Source organism: Streptococcus suis, assembly GCF_002964045.1.
Taxonomy (GTDB): Bacteria; Bacillota; Bacilli; order Lactobacillales; family Streptococcaceae; genus Streptococcus; species Streptococcus suis_U.
In genome coordinates, this window is the sequence record NZ_POPB01000497.1 from 1 (window position 1) to 388 (window position 388).

At 44.1% G+C, this 388-nt stretch carries 1 protein-coding gene; it reads left to right on the forward strand.

The genetic code is table 11. The features are described from left to right. Positions 1–388 (forward strand): 16S rRNA (cytidine(1402)-2'-O)-methyltransferase (gene rsmI / locus C1E99_RS12250; RefSeq protein WP_161951201.1); only part of this gene is annotated, 388 nt, incomplete at both ends.

A 388-nucleotide genomic window follows, 5' to 3' on the forward strand; every position in this document is an offset into this window, starting at 1 on the left:
TTTATATCTGGTGCCAACGCCTATTGGAAACTTACAGGATATGACATTCCGAGCTGTTCAGACCTTGAAAGAAGTGGATATAATTGCAGCGGAAGATACGAGAAATACAGGCCTCCTACTCAAACATTTTGAAGTAGAAACCAAGCAAATATCCTTTCATGAACACAATGCCCATGAAAAAATTCCAGTTTTGATTGATTGGCTCAAATCAGGTCAGTCCATTGCGCAAGTTTCTGATGCAGGCCTGCCTTCCATTTCGGATCCTGGTCATGACCTGGTACGGGCAGCGATTGCGGAAGATATTCCTGTTGTAGCACTTCCAGGAGCATCGGCAGGAATTACAGCCTTGATTGCATCTGGTTTGGCACCCCAGCCACATATTTTTTAT